Annotated in this window: 4 protein-coding genes; 1 reads left to right on the forward strand and 3 read right to left on the reverse strand. The window is 69.2% G+C overall.

What is annotated here, in order from left to right; genetic code table 11:
• The 3 genes from ACWELQ_RS39920 to ACWELQ_RS39930 all read right to left on the reverse strand — a co-directional run.
• A partial coding sequence (locus ACWELQ_RS39920; RefSeq protein WP_452402194.1) for an MFS transporter occupies nucleotides 1–1106 on the reverse strand: 1106 nt, incomplete at its 3' end.
• A gap of 128 nt (nucleotides 1107–1234) precedes the next feature.
• A complete protein-coding gene (locus ACWELQ_RS39925) occupies nucleotides 1235–2911 on the reverse strand; it encodes a DUF885 domain-containing protein (RefSeq protein ID WP_452402195.1) in 1677 nt (558 codons plus the stop codon).
• 38 nt (nucleotides 2912–2949) lie between these two features.
• A complete protein-coding gene (locus ACWELQ_RS39930; RefSeq protein WP_452402196.1) occupies nucleotides 2950–3867 on the reverse strand; it encodes a ribonuclease Z in 918 nt (305 codons plus the stop codon).
• 107 nt (nucleotides 3868–3974) lie between these two features.
• Between ACWELQ_RS39930 and ACWELQ_RS39935 the strand changes: the two genes are divergently transcribed.
• On the forward strand, nucleotides 3975–4175 hold a 201-nt coding region (locus ACWELQ_RS39935), incomplete at its 3' end, for a hypothetical protein (RefSeq protein ID WP_452402197.1).

Below are 4175 nucleotides of genomic sequence, written 5' to 3' on the forward strand. Positions count from 1 at the left end.
CAGCCGAGCGCCACCTGGAGCAGGCCGGAGTCCGCGTCGACCAGCAGCAGTGAGGCCGCGCCCGCCACCGCGAGCACGCTGCCGATCACGGCGGTCGCGCGGAAGCCGATGCGCAGGTACACCTTTCCGGCCTGCGACGCCGACACCGGCCAGCCCAGTGTGAGCGCGCCGACGGTGAGGCCCGCCAGCAGCGCGCCGCTGCCCAGCACACCCTGCGCGAAAGTGGGCACGTACGAGGTGAGACCCAGCAGGATCGCGCCGACCAGCAGCGAGGCCAGGCTGCTGGCCACCACGATGCGCCGGGTGAAAACCCACAGCGGCAGAATCGGATTCGCGGCCCGGCGCTCGACGAGGCCGAACGCGACCAGGACCATCGCACCGCCCGCGAACAGTGCCACGCTCTGCGGTGCGGTCCAGGCCCACGCCTGCCCGCCCTCCAGCAGGGCGAGGATCAGCGCGCCCGCGCCGACGGTGAGCAGGCTGGCACCCGCGTAATCGATCCGATGACTCTGCCGGGGAGCGCTTTCGGTGAACTTCCGCAAGATCATCCACGCGGCCAGCGCCGCCAGCGGCAGATTGATCAGAAAGATCCAGCGCCAGCTGACATATTCGGAGAACACCCCGCCCAGCAACGGCCCCAACACCGACGAGGCCGCCCACACAGTGGCCAGATACGCCTGCACCTTGGCCCGCTCCTGCACGGTGTAGATATCCCCCGCGATGGTCATCGAGATCGGACTGACCGCCCCCGCCCCGATCCCCTGCACCGCCCGGAACACGATCAGCCCGATCATGCTGGTGGCCAGCCCGCACAACAGCGACCCGAGCGCGAACACCCCGATCCCGAACAGCATCACCGGTTTCCGCCCGACCATATCGGCCAGCTTCCCGTAGATCGGCACCGTCACCGCCTGCGCCAGCAAATAAATGCTGAAAAGCCAAGGGAACTGCGCAAACCCACCAAGCTGATCGGTAATCGTCAACACCGCGGTAGCAATGATGGTGGAATCCAACGCAACCAACGAGGTCGACAACATCAACGCCGCCAGAATCGGCCCCCGCTCCGACCGCAACCCAACCGACACCTCCACGTCCGTAGCGGTCACCGACGCCCCCCTTCGTTAGCCCAACTCACCATTACCCGAGTCGAACACACCCCCCGAACCGGTATTCCCGCCACCCCGCGATCAGTCGTCCTGCTACGGGCGGGGCTCGCCGAACGCTCGCCGTCGGATCAGAGGGAGGCGGCGAGGTCGCGGAGGACGGGGAGGCTTACCGAGCCGGAGCCGAGGATTTTGTCGTGGAAGGTTTTGATGTCGAAGGCGGAGCCGAGGCGGGTGGTGGATTGTGCGCGCTGGCGGCGGATTTCGAGTTGGCCGACCTTGTAGGCGACGGCTTGGCCGGGCATGGCGATGTAGCGGTCTATCTCGACGATGATTTCGTCGACGCCGACCGGCGCGTTGGCGACCATGAAGTCGATGGCCTGTTGGCGGGTCCAGCCCTTGGCGTGCAGGCCGGTGTCGACGACCAGGCGGCAGGAGCGCCAGGAGTCGGCGGCGAGCATGCCGATGCGGGCGAGATCGTCGGGGTACAAACCCATTTCGTCGGCGAGCCGCTCGGTGTAGAGGGCCCAGCCTTCGACGAAGGCCGTGTTGGAGAAGGACATGCGCTGGAAGCGGGGCAGGTGGTCGAGCTCGTTGGCGATGGTGAGCTGGAGATGATGGCCGGGAATGGCCTCGTGGTACGCGACGGCCGCGGTCTCATAGCGGTTGCGGGTCTTGGGTTCCCGGAGGTTCACGTAGTACGCGCCGGGACGCGAACCGTCGGCTGCGGGCGGGAAGTAGTAGGCGGCGGGCGCGTCGGCGGCCAGGAAGTCGGGGACCGGGACGATGTCGCAGGACTGCCGCGGGAGTCGGCCGAACCAGTTGCCCATTTCCGCTTGGGCCGCGGCGAGATACGCGCGGGCGTCGGCCATGATCTGCGCGCCGTCGCCGTAGCGCAGGGCGGTGTCCTCGCGCAGGCGAGTGAAGATGGCGGTTTGGTCGGTCAGGCCGAAGAGCCGGGCGCCGACCTCCTCGTATTCGGCGCGCAGTCCGGCCAATTCGTCGAGACCGAGCTGGTGGATCTCGTCCGCGCCCAGGTCGGGCAGGGTGGTGTGACGACGCAGCAGGCGGCCGTAGATGTCCGCGCCGTCGTCGCCGAGCCAGCACAGGCCCGGCTGCTCGTCGGAGCGGGCGGCGGGCCGCAGTTCATCCGCGAGCACGGCGCGGTAGGCGGCGAAGGCGGGCCGGATGACGTCGCGCACCACCTCGGACAGTTCGGCGCGCCAAGCGGATTCCCCCTCCCAGTCGGCGGGTCCGGGGAGGGCGGCGAACGGGTCGGTGGCGAGATCCGAGGCCAGGTAGCCGTCGAGTTGGTTGAGCGAACGCTCGATGGTGATGTGAGCGGGGGTGCGCCCCGCGGCCAGACCGGCCCGGAATCGGTCCACGGCCTGGCCCATCAGGGTGCCGAACTGCCGGTACCGCTCGACGAGCCGCCGCGCGTTCTCCGGTTCGGGCGCGTTCACCTGGGGAGCGAGGGTCAGCATGCCCGCGTGCACGCCGGTCATCTGGTCGGAGGCCATCTCCACCGGCCGCCATTCCAGATGCGAGACCGCGGAAGCCAATTCGGTGCGCAGCAGGCTGCGAGTGGTGCGATCCTCCTCGCCGAGCCGCGCCGGATCCAGGGCGTCGACCTCGGCGAGCAGACCCCGCCAGGTGCCGAGCAGCCGCTCCTCGGCGGCGGCCGACAGATCCTCGATCCGATCGTCGAATCGCCTGTCTCCCAACAGGGTCGCCTCGCTGGGAGCGGACTCCAGCGCGGCATCCCAGTACCGGTCGGCGAGTGCGATGAGTTCCTCGTGCGCGTCCATGGCACCCATCATGCCCGGGCCGTCCGCACCTGCCCGGGTCAGCGACGCGCCGGGACGGGGATGCGCATGAGGTCCTCGGCTATGACTATCTCGCCGTCGAAATGCGCGCGGGCGTCGGCGAGGTGCTGGTCGAGGGTGCGGTAGCGCTGGGAGTAGTGGGTCAGCACCAGGGTGCGGACCCCCGCCTGCGCGGCGACCCGGGCGGCCTGACCGGCGGTGAGGTGGCCGTATTCGACGGCGAGCTGCTCGTCGGCGTCGACGAAGGTGGCCTCGATGACCAGCATGTCGACGCCCTGGGCGAGGTCGTACACGCCGTCGCAGAGGCGGGTGTCCATGACGAACGCGAAGCTCTGGCCTGGCCGGTCCTCGCTCACCTCGTCGAGGGTGATGACGCGGCCGCCGACCCGGACCTCGCCGTGCCGCTGCAACTCGCCGACCACCGGGCCGGACAACCCCAGCTCGCGCAGGCGTTCGGGCACGAAGCGGCGGCTGTCGGGTTCGTCGAGCCGGTAGCCGAAGGTCTCCACCGGATGCGAGAGGTGCGCGGCGCGCAGCGTGAATCCGGCTCCGGGCGGCGGCAGTTCGTCATTGCCGGTGATCGAGTGCGGTTGCAGTTCGACCTGGCGGTTGTGGGCCGAGGAGTCGATGAGCCGCTCGTAGAAGACCTCCCCCGAGGCCGGGAAGTACACGTCCACCGGATGCAGCGCGCCGTCGAGGCTGATGCGGCCGAGCACGCCGGGCAGTCCGAAGCAGTGGTCGCCGTGGAAGTGGGTGATGCAGATGCGGGTGATCCCGCTGGCGGCGACGCCGGCGAAGCTCATCTGCCGCTGGGTGCCCTCTCCCGGGTCGAACAGCAGTCCCTCGCGGTCCCAGCGCAGCAGGTAGCCATTGTGGTTGCGCTGTTTGGTCGGTACTTGGCTGGCCGTTCCAAGGATGACCAGTTCGCGCTGTGACACGGCCGCCAGGCTACCGCCCGGGTCGGTGATCCTCGCGGTGGCGAACCGGCGCGTCCCGTCGCCATACCGACAGGGGGTATACAAGCGGGAACGGTAGGATGGTCGCCGTGATCGAGCAGCCGACGCGAAGCACCCGGTTCGTACGGGTGTTCGGGCTGCTCGCGCTCATGGCGGGAATCGTGGCCATGCACGCGCTGGTTCTGGGCATGGGCAACGCGCGCGCCGAGCACACCCTGACCACCCAGCACACCGAGACCACCCAGCACAGCATGAGCGCCGAACCTGCCGCGGTCACACCGGCCGCGATG

Source organism: Nocardia sp. NPDC004722 (assembly GCF_053601505.1).